This is a genomic window from Pseudomonas sichuanensis, from assembly GCF_024749065.1.
Taxonomy (GTDB): domain Bacteria; phylum Pseudomonadota; class Gammaproteobacteria; order Pseudomonadales; family Pseudomonadaceae; genus Aquipseudomonas; species Aquipseudomonas sichuanensis.
This window is the reverse complement of sequence record NZ_CP087185.1, coordinates 1,613,373-1,632,087: the sequence shown is the minus strand read 5'-3', so window position 1 is coordinate 1,632,087 and position 18,715 is coordinate 1,613,373. Positions and strand designations below refer to the sequence as shown.

Genomic DNA, 18,715 nt, shown 5'->3' with positions numbered 1-18,715 from the left:
ATCAGATCGCCAGTGCACCGCCATCGACGGTCAGGCTGTGCCCGGTGGTGAAAGCGGCGCCATCACTGCACAGGTACAGCACCGCGCTGGCGATCTCCTCGACCTTGCCGATGCGCCCAACCGGATGCATCGCCGCGGCGAACTCAGCCTTGCGCGGGTCGGCCTCGTAGGCGCGGCGGAACATATCGGTGTCGATCACCGCCGGGCACACCGCGTTCACCCGGATGCCCTTCTTCGCATACTCGATCGCCGCCGACTTGGTCAGGCCGATCACCGCGTGCTTGGACGCGGCATAGATGCTCATCTTCGGCGCCGCCGACAGGCCCGCCACCGAGGCGGTATTGACGATCGCGCCACCGCCTTGGGCCAGCAGCAGCGGCAACTGGTACTTCATGCACAGCCACACGCCCTTGACGTTGACGCCCATGATGGCGTCGAACTCGGCCTCGCTGCCCTCGGCCAGGCGGCCCTTCTCGATCTCGATGCCGGCATTGTTGAAGGCGTAATCCAGCCGGCCGTAGGCCTGCACGGTCTGCTCGTGCAACTGGCGCACATCGCTATCGCGGGTCACGTCGCAGGCGACGAACAGGGCCTCGCCACCCGCCTCGCGGATCAGCGCCACGGTGGCTTCACCGCCGGCCGCGTCCAGGTCGGCCACCACCACTTTCAGCCCTTGGGCAGCGAACGCCTGGGCTGTCGCCCGGCCGATACCCGCCGCACCACCGGTGACCAGGGCTACCTGGCCGGAGAACGTCATGCTCATCACTGGCTCCTGCATGGAGAAATTGAGTCGAGGCTGAGTCTAGTCAGCCCTCCTGCCGGCTGGGCAGCATCATCAGGGGCACGGTTGGACTACTATCGTTTGCGGTGATTTTGCGTGACGCAGTACATAATCACAGCCGATCATCAGCCACCTCTTACCCTGTTCAGGAGAATCCGCCATGCCCCAGACCAACCGCCGTTTCCTGCTGGCAAAGCGTCCGGTCGGCGCCGTGCGCCGCGACGACTTTACCTTCGAGCAGGTGCCAGCAGACCAACCCGGCGCGGGCCAGATCCAGGTGAAGAACCTGTACTTGTCCCTCGACCCGGCCATGCGCGGCTGGATGAATGAAGGCAAGTCGTATATCCCGCCAGTAGGCCTGGGCCAGGTGATGCGTGCCCTGGGCGTGGGCGAAGTGGTTGCCTCGCAGCACCCGGACTACAAGCCCGGTGACCACGTCAGCGGCGCTCTGGGCGTGCAGGACTATTTCACCGGCGAACCCCAGGGCCTGCACAAGATCGACCCACGGCTGGCCCCCCTGCCCCGCTATCTCTCCGCTTTGGGCATGACCGGCATGACCGCCTACTTCGCCCTGCTCGACGTCGGCCAGCCCAAGGACGGCGACACTGTGGTGATCTCCGGTGCCGCAGGCGCGGTGGGCAGCATTGCCGGGCAGATCGCCAAGCTCAAAGGCTGCCGTGTGGTCGGCATCGCCGGCGGCGCGCAGAAATGCCAGTACCTGCTCGACGAGCTGGGCTTCGACGGCGTCATCGACTACAAGGCCGAGGACGTGCTGGCGGGCCTGAAGCGTGAATGCCCGAAGGGCGTGGACGTCTACTTCGACAATGTCGGCGGCGATATTCTCGACGCGGTGCTGTCGCGCCTGAACTTCAAGGCGCGGGTGGTGATCTGCGGCGCCATCAGCCAGTACAACAACAAGGAAGCGGTCAAAGGCCCGGCCAACTACCTGGCGCTGCTGGTCAACCGTGCGCGCATGGAAGGTTTCGTGGTGATGGACTACGTCAAGGAGTACGGCAAGGCCGCACAGGAGATGGCCGGCTGGCTGGCCAGCGGCAAGGTGAAGAGCAAGGAGGATGTGGTCGAGGGGCTGGAAACCTTCCCAGAGACGCTGCTCAAGCTGTTCAGCGGGGAGAACTTCGGCAAGCTGGTGTTGAAGGTCTGAAACCCCGGGGCTGCAAGGCAGCCCCGGCCGGCTCGAATCAGCCGCGAATTTCGGCGACCACGGCGGCCAGCGCCTGCGCCGGATCCGCCGCCTGGCTGATCGGGCGACCGATCACCAGGTAGTCGGAACCTGCATCCAGCGCCTGGCGCGGGGTCAGGATCCGGCGCTGGTCGTCCTGGGCACTGCCCGCCGGGCGGATACCCGGGGTGACCAGCTGCAGCGACGGGTGCGCTGCCTTCAGCGCCGGAGCCTCCAGCGCGGAACACACCAGGCCGTCCATCCCGGCCTTCTCGGCCAGTGCCGCCAGGCGCAATACCTGCTCCTGCGGTTCGATATCCAGGCCAATGCCCGCCAGGTCCTCACGCTCCATGCTGGTCAGCACGGTCACGCCGATCAGCAGTGGCTGCGGGCCGCTGCGCTTGGCCAGCTCTTCACGGCAGGCCGACATCATGCGCAGGCCACCGGAGCAGTGCACGTTGACCATCCACACGCCCATTTCGGCTGCGGCCTTGACCGCCATCGCCGTGGTGTTGGGAATGTCGTGGAACTTAAGGTCGAGGAACACTTCGAAACCCTTGCTGCAGAGGGTCTCGACAATCCCCGAAGCGCTGCTGGTGAACAGTTCCTTGCCGACCTTTACCCGGCACAGCGCCGGATCAAGCTGGTCAGCCAGCTTCAGGGCGGCGTCACGGGTAGGGAAATCCAGGGCGACGATCAGGGGCGTCTGGCAGGCGGACATGGGCGCGGTCTCTTGGCAAGTCGTAAACGGCGCGCATTGTAAACGAAGTGGCATGGCCTTTGGAGGCCGCGGGTCATGAGAATTGGCCTGGCAGTGGGCCACTCCTATAATTGAACCATCGCGCACGGCCATGGTTCGAATGCCATGCAGGTGCTGTCATCTTCAGTTTGCAGGAGAACACCGATGCCTTGGTATGCCTGGTTGATACTCATCGTCGCCCTTGGCTCGATCGTTGGCGGGCTGATGATGCTGCGTGATACGGCGAAAAAACTGCCGTTGACCGATGAGCAGTTGAAGAAAGTTCACGAGCGCAATGCCGAGGCGGATGCCAAGGATGCCCAAGACCGCTGAAATAAGCACTGCCGTCATCAAGAGCCGACCAGCCGGGTGCCAATCGGCTCCAGCCACCTTTACTCGACCATCAGCTTGTCACGATTGCGCTCCAGCAGCGCTTTGCCTATGCCCTTTATCTCGAGCAGTTCGTCCACGGAGGTGAACGGCCCGTTGGCCTCACGGTAGGCGACGATGGCCTGTGCCTTGGCCTGACCGATGCCGTTCAGCGCTTTTTGCAGAGTTTGCGCATCGGCCGTGTTCAGATCCACCTGGCTGTTTGCCGGCTGGGCCGGCATCACTGCAGGCACCGGCTCGGAAGGCATGCTGGTTGGGGCAGCGTTGAGTGAAAAGGACAGGCAAGTGAAAAGCGGGAGCAGCAGATACGACAGGACAGTGTTACGCATGGGAAGTCACTCCTTGAGGCTGATAGAAAGGCAACGTTTCCTTGGTTGCCCTGCTACGGTAGAAGGCCGTGCCGCCCACGGCAAACCGCTCAAGGTGCGAGTATTTTTCTAGATAATTCAAAGCGTTGAAGTAAAGAAAAGCCCGGCATCAAGCCGGGCTTTTTCTTAAGGTTCCAGCCGACGCTGCTGGTAGATCCAGTCGACGATCTCGCCATCTGGTGCATAACCGCTCACCGTTTCCCGTAGCAGTTGGCGCACCCGCCCGTAATCATCCGCCGCCACCGCCGTCAACAACTGGCCAAGGCGCTCCTTGAGCGCTTCCCACGCCAGGTGGTCCTCTTGGGCGCTCATGATCATCGGATGGTGAGTGGCCTCGACGTTGTCGCCGATCAGCAACTCCTCATAAAGCTTCTCACCCGGGCGCAGGCCAGTGAACTCGATGGCGATGTCCCCCGCAGGGTTGCGCTCGCTGCGTACGCTCAGGCCCGAGAGATGGATCATCTTCTCCGCCAGCTCGACGATCCGCACCGGCTCGCCCATGTCCAGCACGAACACATCGCCACCTTGCCCCATGGAACCGGCCTGGATCACCAGTTGCGCGGCTTCCGGGATGGTCATGAAATAGCGGGTGATCTTCGGGTGGGTCACGGTCAACGGTCCACCGGCCTTGATCTGCTGGCGGAACAACGGGATCACCGAGCCCGAAGAACCCAGCACGTTGCCGAAGCGCACCATGGTGAAACGGGTGGAGTTGATCTGCGAGACATTGTGATTGTCGCCCAGCAGCACCGGGGAGCTCTCCCGGCTCAGCGCCTGCAGGATCATCTCGGCCAGGCGCTTGCTGCTGCCCATGACATTGGTGGGGCGCACGGCCTTGTCGGTGGAGATCAGCACGAAGTTGGCGACACCGGCCTGCATCGCCGCCTGCGCGGCATGCAGCGTCCCCATGACGTTGTTCAGCACGCCTTCGGCGATGTTGTGCTCGACCATTGGCACGTGCTTGTAGGCGGCCGCGTGGTAGACGGTCTCGACATGCCAGGTTTTCATCACGTGCAACAGCTTGTCGGCGTCGCGCACGGAGCCAAGGATCGGCAGCAGACGCACGCTCAAGGACTCGCGCTGGCAACGTTGCTCCAGTTCGGTGAGGATGCTGTAGAGGTTGAACTCGCTGTGCTCGAACAACAGCAAGGTGGTCGGCCCAAGCCCCATGATCTGCCGGCACAGCTCAGAACCGATCGAACCACCGGCACCAGTCACCATCACTACCTTACCGGTGATGCAACGCTGCAACAGGCCGGCCTCGGGCGGTACCGCATCGCGCCCCAGCAGGTCGGCGATGTCGACTTCCTGAATGTCGTCGACTTTGACCCGACCGCTGGCCAGGTCCATCAGCCCGGGCACACTGCGCACATGCAGCGGGAAGCCTTCGAGATAGGTCAGGATTTCCCGCCGGCGGCCCCGGCTGGCCGAAGGCAGCGCCATGAGGATTTCCTGGGCACCGGTGGCATCGATCATGCGCTGGATATTGCGTGACTTGAAAACCGGAAGGCCGGAAATAACCCGGTCGACAATGCTCGGATCGTCGTCAATGAACGCCACGGGGCGCATGGAACGCCCCATACGCAAGGCGGCCACCAATTGGTTGCCTGCGGCTCCGGCACCGTAGACGGCCACACGCAACAGCCCATCATCGCGACTGGTGAAGGGTACGTGCTGGGCCGTGGCAAACCAGTCACCCATGAAATACTGGCGCATTACCAGGCGCAGGCCGCCCAGCATGACCAGGCTCAACCACCAGTAGTTGAAGACGATCGAACGGGGTACCAGGGTGGCATGGTTGCTGTACCAATAGACAACCAGCGCCAACAACAGCGAGGAAAGCCCCACGGCCTTGAAAATGACCATCAGGGCATCGTTGCCGAAGTAGCGCATGACCGCTCGGTACATACCTAAACGGATGAAGATCGGAATGGCTATCACCGGCGCCGCAATAAATAGCCACGGGTGATCGAGTAGTGGGCTACCCGCGTCATCAAACCCTAGGCGTACGATAAACGACATCCACAGCGCAACCCAGACCAGTAGCAGATCGACAACGACCTGAAGGGCCCTTTTATAGCGACGCGGCAAGCCGAGTAGGCCTGCTCTAAATTTGTCCATCATCAGAGTTGATCCCGCCTCCGCATCCCGCGGATATGACGTCAATATTCAGTAAACACGGTTACCGCATGATACCGGTCATTGCCGATATGCTTTTAGCTGTCTTGCTTGCCAGCGTCGAACTTGAGCGCCAACACAAGCAGGGGACTATACGCGATCAACAGCCCCAGCAAACCATCCAGTTGCCAATGAACGACCACAACAGCGATGGGCAGCAACCAAAGCAGGTTGATTGCCAGTACCGCCAGGGTCACTCGCTTGTGGCTCTTGTAGCGGCGCGAGGCAAACTGATAACCGTGGCTGCGATGAGCCTCGTAAACCTTCTCTCCCCGTAGCAGGCGCCGCCCCAGGGTGAACGTCGCATCGGCCACGAACACACCCAGCAGAATCAGCCAGGCCCAGAACAGCTGTGGCGATTGCCAGGCAGCGACAAGCGAGAGCCCGCCCAGCACGATGCCGAGAAAACCGCTGCCCGCATCGCCCATGAATATGCGTGCCGGTGGAAAGTTCCAGAACAGGAAGCCCGCTACCGCGCCCGCCAGCAACAGTGGGGCCCAGATCAGCGAGGTCTCGCCCGCCAGCCAATAGAGCAGGCAAGCGCTAAGGCAGGCGGTGATCGCCTCTATACTGGCGATGCCGTCGATGCCATCCATGAAGTTGTAGAGGTTGAGCATCCAGACCAGGTAGAAAGCGGCCAGCACATGCCCGGCCCATCCCAATGACCAGCTCATGCCGAACACTTGCAGGGGTGGCAGGCCACCGAGCCAGGCCAGCGCCCAGATCGCAGCGCAAAAATGCCCGAGCAAGCGCCAGCGCGCCGCAATATGACCGTGGTCGTCCATGAAACCAATGACAGCGACCAGCAGCCCGGCACCAAACAATGCGACGAGTGAAGCACTGTCCGACAGGCCGGCCCAGGCCAGCAGGGGCTGCGCCAGCAGGAACGCCACCACTATCGCCACGCCACCACCGCGAGGTGTCGGCAGTGTATGAGAGCTGCGGGCGTTGGGGATGTCGATGATGCTTCTGGCCAACGCGTAACGGCGCAACAACGCCGTCATCACCAGCGAGAAGACGACAATCAGGGGGAGTAACCAATAGATCATTTGCGAACTGAATCCTGATAGTGCCGTGCTGTGGCCGACAATGCGGCATCTACCTTGACCGGCGGGGTCCATCCCAGCAGTGTTCGGGTTTTGTCTATATTCACCGCCAATGAGCCACACAGGCGCTGCGACAGCGCCTTGCGCCCCAGGCAGGTGGCGCCTAGGGTCAGCACCCAGGCGGGGATCGGCAGCAACCGCGCCGGTTTGCCCAGGGCTGCGGCCATGCGCTGCAACAACTGCGTCGTCGACAGGTCTTCACCATCACTGACCAGGAAAATCTGGTTGGCCGCGGCCGGGTGCGGGACACAGGTCACGACAAGGTCGACCAGATTGTCCAGTGCAACCAGGCTGCGCTGATTGCCGATGGCGCCGAACGGTAATACCACACCGCGGTCGAGCCAACGCATCATGGCCAGGAAGTTGGCTTTGACTCCCGGGCCATAAACCAGCACTGGTCGAATGATGACCACCTCGATCGCGCCCTCGGCCGCCAACTGCAGCAGTTGCTGCTCGGCCTCATGCTTGGATACGCCATAAGGGTCCTGTGGCGCAGCGGCATCATCGGCACGGTAGGCGCTGCCAGGAGGCGTACCTTCGCCGTTGACCTTGATTGAGCTGATGAACACGAAACGTTTGACGCCAGCAGCCGCTGCCTGGCGCGCCAGGTTGAGCGTGCCCTCGACATTGACCCGGCGAAACGCAGCCAGCGGGTCCGTCTCGGTGTCGTTCATCACATGCACGCGGGCTGCGCTGTGGATGACCACGTCCACGCCGGACAACGCCGCCTGCCAACCATCATTCTCGGCGAAGTCCTTGCATACCACGGCTTGCGCAGGCGACGGCACATCGGCTGCCTCACTGCGCACTGCGCAGAGCAGACCGCGGCAACCATCAGCCAGTAGGCGCCGGGCGATCGCCGAACCGACGAAACCCGTTGCCCCGGTCAGGAAGACCCGTTGAGTCATGCCGGGCATTCAGGCTTTACGCCAGACAGTGCGATTGATGTAGTCGGTGTAGCTCAGCACCACGCGCACGACCTGCTGCGAAACCGGGCCGCCCTCATAGTCAGGGACCACCGGAATCTGCCGCAGGCCGGCCTGGTGCTGGCTGGTGATCACCTTGACAGCTGCCAGTACCGACTCGGCCTTGAGGCCGCTCATGATCAGCGTGCCTTCATCCATCCCCTCCGGCCGTTCGTGGGCATTGCGCAGGGTCACCGCCGGCAGGTTCAGCAACGAGGCTTCTTCGGTGATGGTGCCGCTGTCGGACAGTACACAGAACGCAGACATCTGGAGCTTGATGTAGTCCAGCAGGCCGAACGGCTTGACGAAGCGGATCAGCGGATGGTTCAGGTTCTCACCCAGGCTTTCCAGGCGCTTGCGTGTACGTGGGTGGGTCGAGACGATCACCGGGTAACCATACTGGTCCACCAGGGCACGCAAGGTGGCCAGGAAGTCGCGCAGGTTGTCCGGGCTGTCCACGTTCTCTTCACGGTGAGCACTGACGATGAAGAACTTGCCCGCTTCCAGGCCGCTGCGCGCCAGCACGTCGGAGGCTTCGATCTTCGGCATGTAGTACTCGAGCACTTCATGCATGTGCGAGCCGGTCTTGATGATGGTTTCCGGGCGGATACCCTCGGCGATCAGGTAACGGCGGGCATGCTCGGTCAACACCATGTTGATGTCGGACAGGTGGTCGAGCACCTTGCGGTTGAGCTCTTCCGGGACACGCTGGTCGAAGCAGCGGTTGCCGGCTTCCATGTGGAACACCGGGATCTTGCGACGCTTGGCCGCGATCACCGCCAGACAGGTATTGGTATCCCCGTAGAGCAGCAGCGCATCGGGCTGTTCCTGCTCGAATACTGCGTCGGCTTTGGCGATCACCTCGGCGATGGTCTGCGCGGCAGTCTCACCGGCGGCACCGAGAAAATGATCGGGCTTGCGAATTTCCAGGTCGTCGAAGAACACCTGATTCAGTTCGAAGTCGTAATTCTGCCCGGAATGCACCAGGACATGATTGACCTGGCGATCGAGCTCGGCGATCACCCGGCTCATCTTGATAAGCTCGGGGCGGGTACCGACCAGGGTCATGACCTTAAGCATTCAGTTGCTCCTTGATGTAGTCCAGTTTCAACAGCAACTGCTTGACGCCAGGGATATCGAGGCGTTCGGTGTTATGCGAGGTGTAGTCTTCCAACTCGGAGATCTTCTCCTCGCCTTCAACAAAGTACTTCTTGTAGTTGAGGTCGCGATTGTCGGCGGGAATGCGGTAGTAGCGGCCCATGTCCTCGGCCTTGGCCATCTCTTCGCGGGACACCAGCGACTCATAGAGCTTCTCGCCATGACGGGTACCGATCACTCGCAGCGCGCTATCACTGGCAAACATCTCCTTCAACGCCTGAGCCAGGTCGCCTACGGTAGAAGCCGGAGCTTTCTGTACGAAAAGATCCCCTTGCTCACCGTGCTCGAAGGCATGCAGCACCAGGTCCACGGAGTCTTCCAGCGACATAAGGAAGCGGGTCATGGCCGGATCAGTGACGGTCAACGGTTCGCCGTTGCGCATCTGTTCGATGAACAGCGGGATCACCGAGCCGCGTGATGCCATGACGTTGCCATAGCGCGTGGAGCAGACCACGGTGCCGCCCGGGGGGATCATCCGCGACTTGGCCACGACCAGCTTCTCAGCCATCGCCTTGGAAATACCCATCGCATTGATCGGGTAGACCGCCTTGTCGGTCGACAGCACCACCACTCGCTTGACCCCACTGGCAACGGCGGCATTGAGCACGTTCTCGGTGCCGATTACATTGGTGCGCACGGCCTCCATCGGGTAGAACTCACACGAAGGCACCTGCTTGAGGGCCGCAGCGTGGAAGATGTAGTCGACACCGACCATGGCCTGTTTCAGGCTGTCGCTGTCGCGTACATCACCGATGTAGAACTTGACCTTGTCATTGGCCAAGGCGATGCGCATGTCTTCCTGCTTCTTCTCATCGCGGGAGAAAATGCGGATTTCACGCACATTGGTATCGAGGAAACGCCGCAACACCGTGTGACCGAAGGAGCCGGTGCCTCCGGTGATCATCAATACCTTATTGTCGAACATAGAACCTTCCCAACTGGTGCGTGCAGCCAACGCGGTGCACGAAATGATATGAACGCATGCCAATTATGATGCCAGCCATGCCTGACGCGTCACCCAGGCACATGTAAAACCATGAACATCGACATCCGAGCCCTGGATAGCACGCGTCTGGCGCATACGACTACCAAGCGGCTGCCCCTCTGCCTGATTGCAGCGAATCCGGACCTTCCCTCGGCTGGCACATGATACAGGCTGCGACACACTCTTGGCGAAGGTCGCAGCCACATCAAGATCGTCGCCCCCGACCAGCGTGACGGAGAGGCACGGAGGCTCAGGTTCTGGGAGCCTCCTCAAACCGCCACAGCCAGGCCAGAAGGAAGCCCCAGAGAAAGAATGAAACAATACCTGGGTAAGGCTGGCGCATTCCGACCTTCAGCGAATTGTCAATGAGCAGGATAAACAACAAAACAAGGGTAATCGCTAATATTCCCGGCTCACCCCAAATTCGCCCCGCACTCTTTCCAACGCTATAGATGGTATGCAGTATCAGCATGAGCAACGGCAGGAGCGCCAGAAAGCCAAAGTTATATACAAAATCAAGGTAGTAATTATGAGCACTTGGATAAGTACTTCGCTCAGGGGGATGCTCATGCCCCAAGAGGAATGCCCTCCAACTTTCTTGCACGCCCTCAACATAAAAATCCCAAAACGCCACACGTTCGACCAAGTTGCGCGGAAGCGCAAGGTTCTTGCTCTCATCGCTAACCAAGGGAGCCTCTGTGACGGCGGCGGCTGCAACTGATTGAGCAGGGGTGATTGAGTCAAGAGGCTGGGCCGCCCCGGTCGCTGCTGGCAAATTAACCTGCGAAGGGATTGCAGCGGGTTCAGCTGCAGTAAACGGTACAGTAAACTTGATCGCGAACAGCGGACTGCCGGACGAGTACGCTATCCCGCCTCCAAAACCGGTCATCAGTAGCGCTGCCAGAAGCACGACACGAACACGGTAAGCGCCCGCAGTCAGGTTCGCCATGATGAAAATCAACCCTCCCACCAACAACAGGGACAGGGCAAGCAGCGAGATTGAGAGCGCCGTATATCCTCCTATCAGCCCACCGAGCAAAAACAACCAGCCATGCGCAGACGCATCGCCCCACAGCGTATAGAGCACGATCAGGTACCCACCGACAAATATGACTGGAACATACTGCAAACTCTGATACACCCCGAAAACTAGTGCAGACGAACTCAATACCTGCTGACCCGCTAGCAACGTAGCAACCAGTTGCAGACCTGTAACAACCAACAGAACAACAAGCACCCCTCGAGCCAGTCCGTGAAGAGCATCGCGCAAGCTCCCTGCCTGCACACCTACTATCAATGCAAACATTGGCAGTACATACTGAACCAATAAAACCAGCTTGTTAATATTTATGCCGGCACCCGTATCTCCCGTGAGCAGCAGCGCCCCCAGCGACATCACCACGAAAGAAAAGAATATCACCAACAGCACTCTACGCGCGCGTGCATATCCGCCCATCAGGACGATAGCCACATAACAAAAAATCAGGGACAGCGGCAGGGGTAGCGACTCTAGACTCCCGTCGCTCTCATAATAAACACCTTCATGAAAAATTCCGTGCTTCCATTGAAAAAAAATAGGGACAAACAAACCAGCCACCAGCAACAGCATGCCCCAACCATGCTTCTGCGCATTGGCACCAACACCCCTACGTAGACACAGAGCGATTCGACTACCTCGGCATTTTCCCATAATTTCAGACCAATCTTCACTTAAGTAGAAAACCAGAGATAGAACAGCACCAACCAGATACAAGCTCGCCAAGTAGGCGTCGCCCATACCGAAATACAAAATAGGCACGCACATGACCAGAAGCAGGTTCGCCAGCACATCAGAGCCAAAGACATCACGTCCGCCACTGCTCTGCAGGAGCTGGAGTCGCAGTTTCTGAGCCAGAACCATCACCCCCCCACCGACTAAGGAGCAGCTCACAGCCATCCAGAAAACATGACTCTTTGCTGTCCATGCCAACAGCTCAGGCATTCTCCATATCGCAAACGCCAGAGCGATGCCCGACAGCGTTATTGCTAGCAAAAAAATATTGAAGAGTTTTCTCAAACGACAATTTTTTAGCGACGCCTCATTGTGAACCATCGTTGGCCCCAGTGCCTGGGCGAAAACCGCCCCCATAATTCCGCCGAAGGCAAATGCGGCAAACAGATCACCCGCGCCCTGCTTGCCGAGCAAAAGTATTAGATACAGCCGAAAAAAATATACGGAAGCGCCAATCGCCAGCGTTGAGCCAAAATGAGGTAGCAGTTTTCGCACATCAAGTGACATACCCGTACTTCGCACCACAACCTGCTGTAATAAACGACTACCCATACAGCTCAGCAACGGCGAGCACGCCCATATGAAGGTCACTTCAAGAACCGCCACATCAAAAATCATGGCCGCCGACACCATTATCAGCGCAACGCATTGGACCGAGACAAAGCTGACGCTACTACTAAAGCGCTGTTGCCGTTCCTGCTCACTGAGAAATATTTCAGCCAGCCACTCTGCAGCCCGCCTCAAGATCAGCAGGACAATTAAACCTTCCTGACCCTGTATGCTGCCACCGCATAACAACCAGACCAATAAGCACAGCGGTAGCAGCAGCAGCAATCGTAAGCGCAGAAGCTCTGACACCCCCGAGGAAGTTGAGCCAGAAATAATCAGACTACGCGCATTAGCCGAAAATGAATAAAATAGTGCAACCGTTGCCGCATGAACCAACCCCACGTCAGCCGCCATTTCTGGTTTACGGAACAGGCTTAATGCAATCATCAGAATCATCATAGCAGACAAGTTGAACATGACTGCCACCGGAAAAACATATACGGACATCATTGGTTCTCTTCACGTTATAAGTTTGTCCGCACCACCGCACAGCAGGCGCATCTATTCTAACCCAGGAAAAACACAGCACTGGATACTAGCCTTACCAGCGCGGCCACTCCGAACAAGCAGCATGATGCACAATCAATCCCCAAGAAAATCAACCACTCACCCCAATCAAAAAGCATGGAGCAAATCAGCACGAGCAGAGATACCCTTCAGCGGCAGAACAGAAATAACGCTTATACAGAAATTTTTATTAAGATATTATAAATCGAAAAAATTCGGAAAGATCCTACAAGCAGCACGAATAACCCGAAGCCTAGACTCAGAATGAAATCCTTGAAATTTTGTCACTCCCCGTGGCGGCCTGATTTTTCTCGGAGCTCTAGCCTTTGAGACGAAGGGCTCTGCCATGTACAAGTGACACGAAACCTTCCGAAGTGGAGTGAAAAATAGTCATAGATCTCTTCACTGCACACCGACTTACCAGATGCCCAGGAATCGACAATCGTTTGATGCTCGACGGCGTGCTGTGGATGCTGTGCGTCCGAGCAATATGGCGGAACGTGCCTAAACGATGCTTAGCATCTAGTGCATCGACTCAACAGCAGCGTGAGCTTGCGCTTCTCTGGAGCAAGGCAAGAAAGAGGACTGAAAAACCGAAGGGGCAGCGCACGGGGACTAAATCGGGATGGTCTGAAGATAATAATGCACATGATCGGTGACACCCGAGCCATGGGCTTCACTTCACGCTCATAGTCGGTTACGCGAGCTCTGCCTCTGGCTCCTGGCGGTGAAGGGCTACGACACGAAGTACTCGCAGCAGTATTGCGAGCGCTATAGGATGCAGCCGGTGATTCCTCTGCGAGACATGGAACACAAAACGACACCAGGCTTGCCGGGATGTTTGGCAAATCCAAACAGCGACAGTGGAGGGCCTTCAAATGGCTATCGGGCCACCTCAAGAAGGACTGCAAATCAGGGAGGTGCCGGGGTTGCTACGAAAGATCGTCGAATGGCGATTAGGTAAGGCGAAAACAGGCGAGGGATGGTCAGAATCGCGCTCGACTTGGCTGGCTTTCAATAAGCATTCCGAGCTTGCTTTCAACGCCGCAAGATCTTCGCACAGGCACTTTTCGGACAAATCCTAGGAAAATTAGCTGAACGCTGTGCGGCGATTCCTATACTAGGTACTGATGGCGGCGCCGAAAAAATGACATGTCGTACAGCGCCTTAACCATCAAACTTACATCTCGCGAGAAATGATCAATGCCGGTCACTTACAACCGGCATGGGGCAAGGACCTTCAACTCCCCGCTTTCATATTGCGGATCAGCTCTCTCCAGGCAGGTGCTACATAACCCGTTGCCTCGCGGAAACGTGATCCATCGAGCGAACGATCAATTTCCAGGACATCATCCGGGCGAAGCTCGATCTTCTTGCCGTATTCGGCGGCCACCAACCCGAGCAGATCGAACTTGGCGATCGGCTCTGCGGCGACGTGATAAAGCCCAAAGAGCTCTGGATGGGGAATGACAAAATCTTTCATGACCCGAGCCAGCTCCACGGTCGGCAAACCGGAAAAGATGGCCTTGGTGAACCCCTTCACGCTTCCCTGTTGGGCCAAGAACCAGTCAACGAGCGCATGACTGGAGCCCAGTTCGTGACCGATTATAGAGGTTCGCAGCGTGATGGCATGCGGCAGGTCATGCAACTCACCAATGTACTTGGACTTACCATACAGGTCCTCAGCGTCCGACAAATCGGACTCAAGATAGCGACCCGTCCGCCCGGAAAACACGCAATCCGTACTGACATGAATGAGTCGCGCGCCCGCCAGATCGCATAACCGTGCCAACCGATGCGGCAGCAGGGCATTGATAGGGAGCGCTGTCAGCGGATCATTGGCATCCGCCAGGTGCTTGATCAAGCCGACGCAGTTGATGACCACATCCGGCTTGACCTTGGCGAGAGTGGCCGCCAGGACATCCTGATCAAGCACATCAACGCCTCGGAGTATATGCCCGTGTGCCTGAGACGGAAAATTGGCAAGCGCCGCAGCGCTGCGCAACGTCCCCCATACCTCATGCTCCGCATCAGCGGAAAACACCTGAAAGACAGCGTTGCCGAGCATGCCGGAAATGCCGAGAACAAGAACCCGCGCCATAATTCGTCAACCTTCCAAGAAATCAGTGCTTGTAGATGAAACGTAATGCCCTATCACAGGAAAACAGAATCAGGACATTCAGCAAAATCGAGCCGAACAGCAGATAGCTCTGCAGTGGCACGTAACCAAAGCTGGTGAAGCGGAAGGCAATCACCTGACCGATAAGGGCGCAGAACGCAAGGTTCTGACCGCCCAAACGATAAACCAGAAATTCGAAGATCACTGCAACCAGAGAAAATGCCATCACGGCGAAGAACAGGAACAGGAACGAGCCGGGATAGAACAGAAATGCCAGATAACCCGGTAACGAGATGAAATGCGTACCGTCCCCCCGGGTATTATCGTAGGAGCTGACGACAAAGTGCTGGTCATAATAGGAGTTCACGCCCTTGTCAAGACGCTCGCTCAATGCCTCCTGGAAGACCGCCCACCCTTGATGGCCTGAACCTACAACCGCCATGACACCTTCTATGCCTACCCAGCGGTCCAGGAAAAGCGTCGAGGTCTGATCCGCTACGGCCTGCCCCTGCTCGGTTTGCGACAATCCTTGATAGTAGACGGTGGTGCGCAAAAAATTCACAGAGAGCACGGAGGTCACGAAAAAGAATATGAATGCAATAACGACATAGACTGCAAGCCCCAAGCGAAGTCGCTGCTCTGCACGCCGGAACATCGCTACCGCACCGAACATCAATGCCGAACCGTTCAAGATCATCCCACGACTCCACAGTGAGATGTTCGACAGACAGGTTTCCAGCAAAGCAATGGTGATTGCGACCCAGTACCGCTCTCTATTTATTTCAAACTCAAAACGCAGGATCAACGTGGAAACCGACGCCATCCCGAACATCAACAACCAGGAAAAGACACCGTTCAGCCCGAAAGGCAGTTGCATCCTGGAAACAAGCCCCCGCTGATAGATCCCAAAGTGAGTATTGACCAAGCAAACAGTGAGCACTGCGAAGACATAGGCAATCAGTAGTGCTTTGCGATTACGTTGGTAAAACTCAAACAGCCCACCATATGCAATACCCGGCAGTGTCTCCGGGTAAGAGAAAAATCGCGGCCTGACCAGACGCACCACAAGAATGGCTGCCAAGGCGCAGGATACTACCAGCAGCGCCTTATCCAGCGAGCCAGGCGAACCATCGAACGCGCCAACGGATATATTGAACTTCCCATTGGAAAACGCAGTGTGCACACTAAATTTTAGCCAAAATCCAATCCACAACAGAACGCCAATAAAAGCGTCGAAGAAAATCGCGCCACGACCAAATCCAAAAAAAAGCACTGCGGTGGACAGCCCAGTAAATAGCAGGTATACCCACGCGCTCCCTGGATACTGAGAGATTGCGCACACTGCGAGTATCGCGATCGCCGCGAACACCACAGCCCAAACGCCTTTAATCAGAACACTCCAATGCATGAATATCCTCAAGCGGCCTTATTATTGTCTTGTTCATGCTGCATTACAGCGGGTGATATCACCGCCAGCAGCACTCCCCACAAAAAAAACATGATTACACCTGAATAAGGCTGGCGTAAACCGACCTTGAACATGTTATCGATGAGCAACATGAAAAAGACCACCGACACCAACCCTGCAATTGCAGGTCGAACCCGCAGAGCCCGCCGCTGCAGTCCAACCGCGACAAGGCTGTACAGCACCAGCAGCACCAACGGCAGCAATCCCAGAAGACCAAAATTATACGCGAAATCAAGGTAATAGTTCAGCGCGCTTGGGTGTAGCTGACGGGCTGGGGCCTGCTCATGTCCAAGCAAGGCGCTAGTCCAGGTTGACCAGATCCCCTCGATATAGAACCCCCACCGCTCCCAATAGCCGATTTGCTCCTGAAGCGTCCCCCCACCCCGCCATACCGCTTCGAAGACAGAGGCCGAACCCTCTTCAGACCAGAATAAATGGACATACAGGACTGCCAGCAACGCACCGAACATCACCATTCCTGCCAATGCCAGCACCGACCTGCGGCAGCGACCAAGTGCAGCCTGCTGAGCGATGAAACAGCCCATCCCCAACACCAGAAGCCCTCCGGCAAGCAGCGACCATGAGAGGATGACGTAGCCGCCCATCAATACGGCCAATAGCCGCAAGGCGATTTGGCTCCTACCGCCCCCCCACAGCGTGAACAGGACCAATAAGAACAGCGCGACGAACAAGACAGGAACGTACAGCAAATGCTGATAAATGCTGAAAAAGTAGACCGATGGCAAAAGCACCAACTGAGTTTGAAACACGGTAACCAGAAGCTGCAAGGGCACAACTGCCAACAGTACCGCGAGCGCTGCCTTGGCAAGCTGCTCAAGCCCGTGCTCTCGATTGCCATATTGCTGCCCCAGCACCAGTGCAAACATGGGAAGAATGTATTGAAAGAGCAGAATCAGTTTCTGCCGACCTTCACCATTGGTACTCAACCCAAGCAGCAGACTGGTCAGCAGCATGCCAATGAAAACAAAGAACAGGCTAAGCAGCGCCAATCTCGCTTGTGAATAAGCGCCTAGAAGTACGATACCCAGGTAACACGCCATGACTGAAAGGGGTATCGGCAGCAACGGCAGCGAACCGCCACTGCTGAAAGCGATGGAGGGATCGTCAAACACACCGCCGTCAAACTGGAAAAACAATGGGAGAAATATCACAAAGGCCAGCAGCAGAAGCACATTACGTTGGCTGAACAAACCGATAGTGGCCTTTGGCAGTAGGCCCCGTCGCTCGCTCGCGTAGAACACCCAAGACAGTAGCGCACCAATCAGGTACAGCAAGGACAAAGCCTGCACACCGACCCCGAAGAACAGGAACGGGATACAGGACACCAGCAAAAGATTCGACATCATGTCCGAGCCAAATACATCACCGCCCTCCTGATTCTGCAGAATTCGCAGACGAATACGCTGCGCCAGAACCATAACGACGCCGCCAACCAGAGAGCACGCCACCGCTAGCCAAAAAAGCTGGCTTTTGTGAGTCCACGCAAACCAATGCGGAGCCATCCATGCACTTACCGCCAACAGCAGACCTGTCAGCGTCATACCCAACAGCATGAGGCTGAACATTTTTTGCAGTCGACCGGCTCCGGCCCCCTGACGCTCCTGACGAACCATGGTTGGTCCCAGCGCCTGGGAAAAGACCGCCCCCAGGATCCCTCCTAGCGCAAAAGCGGAAAACAGATCTCCGGCGACCTGCTTGTCAGCTACCAGTAGTATGAACAGGCGAAACACATAAACGGATACACCGATTACTGCTGTTGAGCCGAAGTGAGGAAGCAGTATTCGAATGCTGGTGATCAGCGGCGTCCAGCCACCCGGCACGCGCCATGCCCCCCCCCTGACTATGCATACCAACAGAGGTGACAGCGCCCAAAGCAGAATCACCGGTAGAGCCAATGGCTCGTCACCCAACAGGACAAGCAACAGCAAAACACTCAAGGTGCCTTGCACCAGCAGGAAAGTCATCGCAGCGCTGTATCGATGATTCAGTTCCTGTTCGCTCAGAAATATCTCTGCTATCCACTCAGCAGACCTGCGCAAGACCAGGAACAGGACAAACATCCAACCACCATCGACCACCGGCACGCACAGCAGCCAGGCAAGCACCCCCAATGGCAACAGGATGATCAAGCGTAAGCGCAGGATGTCGGCCGCACCCAGCAGTGCCGACTCCGCCAGTACCAGGCTGCGTGCATTGCCCGAGAACGAATAGAACAGCGCCACCGTGGCACCGTGGATTAGTCCGAAATCGGCCGCCAGAGTGGACTTGCCAAACAAACTGAGCCCAATCATTACCAACATCATGGCAAACGTGTTCGCCATGAAGGCAACCGGAAAAACCATCACACGTATCATCGTATCCTTAGACGGG

At 57.6% G+C, this 18,715-nt stretch carries 14 protein-coding genes; 2 read left to right on the top strand and 12 right to left on the bottom strand.

The genetic code is table 11. The features are described from left to right. Nucleotide 1 precedes the first annotated feature (1 nt). A complete protein-coding gene (locus LOY51_RS07535) occupies nucleotides 2-763 on the bottom strand; it encodes an SDR family oxidoreductase (RefSeq protein ID WP_258645518.1) in 762 nt (253 codons plus the stop codon). A gap of 178 nt (nucleotides 764-941) precedes the next feature. Here LOY51_RS07535 and LOY51_RS07530 point away from each other — a divergent pair, with 178 nt between their 5' ends. Next, entirely contained in the window at nucleotides 942-1,943 is a 1,002-nt protein-coding gene (locus LOY51_RS07530) for an NADP-dependent oxidoreductase (protein ID WP_125857835.1), read from the top strand. Nucleotides 1,944-1,980: 37 nt separating this feature from the next. Here the strand turns inward: LOY51_RS07530 and pyrF are convergent, their stop codons facing one another. Then, nucleotides 1,981-2,682, bottom strand: coding sequence for an orotidine-5'-phosphate decarboxylase (gene pyrF, locus LOY51_RS07525; protein ID WP_110992544.1), 702 nt, complete (start codon nucleotides 2,680-2,682; stop codon nucleotides 1,981-1,983). A 183-nt stretch (nucleotides 2,683-2,865) separates the two neighbouring features. On the opposite strand from pyrF, the gene LOY51_RS07520 reads away from it, so the two are divergent. After that, nucleotides 2,866-3,033: a DUF2897 family protein gene (locus LOY51_RS07520; RefSeq protein ID WP_258645515.1), complete on the top strand. Its 168-nt coding sequence runs from the start codon at nucleotides 2,866-2,868 to the stop codon at nucleotides 3,031-3,033. 59 nt (nucleotides 3,034-3,092) lie between these two features. Here the strand turns inward: LOY51_RS07520 and LOY51_RS07515 are convergent, their stop codons facing one another. The 10 genes from LOY51_RS07515 to LOY51_RS07470 form a co-directional block, all read right to left on the bottom strand. Continuing rightward, nucleotides 3,093-3,419, bottom strand: coding sequence for a ComEA family DNA-binding protein (locus tag LOY51_RS07515; protein ID WP_258645513.1), 327 nt, complete (start codon nucleotides 3,417-3,419; stop codon nucleotides 3,093-3,095). Nucleotides 3,420-3,584: 165 nt separating this feature from the next. Beyond that, the gene (locus tag LOY51_RS07510) at nucleotides 3,585-5,579 is read right to left on the bottom strand and encodes a polysaccharide biosynthesis protein (RefSeq protein ID WP_374046941.1); all 1,995 of its coding nucleotides are present in this window, start codon (nucleotides 5,577-5,579) and stop codon (nucleotides 3,585-3,587) included. 95 nt (nucleotides 5,580-5,674) lie between these two features. Further along, nucleotides 5,675-6,685: an MraY family glycosyltransferase gene (locus tag LOY51_RS07505; RefSeq protein WP_258645511.1), complete on the bottom strand. Its 1,011-nt coding sequence runs from the start codon at nucleotides 6,683-6,685 to the stop codon at nucleotides 5,675-5,677. Further along, on the bottom strand, nucleotides 6,682-7,650 hold the full coding sequence (locus LOY51_RS07500; RefSeq protein WP_258645509.1) for a UDP-glucose 4-epimerase family protein: 969 nt from the start codon (nucleotides 7,648-7,650) through the stop codon (nucleotides 6,682-6,684). Before LOY51_RS07500 ends, LOY51_RS07505 begins: the two co-directional genes overlap by 4 nt. Before the next feature lie 9 nt (nucleotides 7,651-7,659). Beyond that, a complete protein-coding gene (gene wecB / locus LOY51_RS07495; protein ID WP_258645507.1) occupies nucleotides 7,660-8,787 on the bottom strand; it encodes a non-hydrolyzing UDP-N-acetylglucosamine 2-epimerase in 1,128 nt (375 codons plus the stop codon). Further along, nucleotides 8,780-9,790: a nucleoside-diphosphate sugar epimerase/dehydratase gene (locus LOY51_RS07490; RefSeq protein ID WP_258645506.1), complete on the bottom strand. Its 1,011-nt coding sequence runs from the start codon at nucleotides 9,788-9,790 to the stop codon at nucleotides 8,780-8,782. The genes wecB and LOY51_RS07490 overlap by 8 nt, the downstream gene beginning before the upstream one ends. Before the next feature lie 310 nt (nucleotides 9,791-10,100). Then, nucleotides 10,101-12,680: a hypothetical protein gene (locus tag LOY51_RS07485; RefSeq protein ID WP_258645504.1), complete on the bottom strand. Its 2,580-nt coding sequence runs from the start codon at nucleotides 12,678-12,680 to the stop codon at nucleotides 10,101-10,103. A gap of 1,297 nt (nucleotides 12,681-13,977) precedes the next feature. Then, nucleotides 13,978-14,838, bottom strand: coding sequence for a dTDP-4-dehydrorhamnose reductase family protein (locus LOY51_RS07480; RefSeq protein ID WP_258645502.1), 861 nt, complete (start codon nucleotides 14,836-14,838; stop codon nucleotides 13,978-13,980). 22 nt (nucleotides 14,839-14,860) lie between these two features. Then, nucleotides 14,861-16,264 carry a hypothetical protein gene (locus LOY51_RS07475; protein ID WP_258645500.1) on the bottom strand — a complete coding sequence of 468 codons (1,404 nt, stop codon included), beginning with the start codon at nucleotides 16,262-16,264 and terminating at the stop codon, nucleotides 14,861-14,863. Between the two features lie 8 nt (nucleotides 16,265-16,272). Beyond that, nucleotides 16,273-18,699: a hypothetical protein gene (locus tag LOY51_RS07470; RefSeq protein WP_258645498.1), complete on the bottom strand. Its 2,427-nt coding sequence runs from the start codon at nucleotides 18,697-18,699 to the stop codon at nucleotides 16,273-16,275. Between the last annotated feature and the right edge of the window lie 16 nt (nucleotides 18,700-18,715).